1 protein-coding gene is annotated in these 507 nt (G+C 57.8%); it reads right to left on the bottom strand.

Annotation, left to right across the window (positions count from 1 at the left end):
- The coding region (locus KDM89_RS19535; RefSeq protein WP_212689562.1) for a molybdopterin cofactor-binding domain-containing protein at positions 1-507 on the bottom strand (507 nt) is incomplete at both ends.

The raw sequence follows: 507 nt of genomic DNA, 5'->3' as shown, positions 1-507 counted from the left end.
CGGCAGTGCATACGGTTCTTTCATGCCTTCTACCGCAGTCGCATCAATCCCATCCTTGATCATCATGCCTTCAAACAGGGTGCCGGCCACGATAGACTGACCGACGATCACATGATCCCAGCCCAGGATTTTGCCTTGTGCATCGAAGCCGATATGGGCAGTGTGCAGATGCATAGGGCGGTAATAGCCACCACGGATATCATCTTCACGGCTCCAGACAGTGCGTACCGGTGCCTGCAAGCCCGCATCCAGCGCGGCTTTGGCGACCTGACAGGCTTCCACCACGTAATCATTGCTGGGCACTGCACGGCGGCCAAAACCACCGCCTGCAGCCTGGGTATGCACCAGAATATTTTCTGGCTTCAAACCCAGCGTGCGTGCGGCTGCCAGTCCATCCATACCGGCCATCTGGGTGCCGCACCAGAGTTCAGCGCTGTCACCTTTGATCGCAACGGTGCAATTCAGCGGTTCCATCGGGGCATGCGCCAGATACGGGAAGACGACTTC

It is taken from the genome of Cognatundibacterium luofuense (assembly GCF_018139685.1).
GTDB lineage: Bacteria > Pseudomonadota > Gammaproteobacteria > Burkholderiales > Burkholderiaceae_D > Undibacterium > Undibacterium luofuense.
This window is presented reverse-complemented; position numbering and strand designations above follow the sequence as displayed.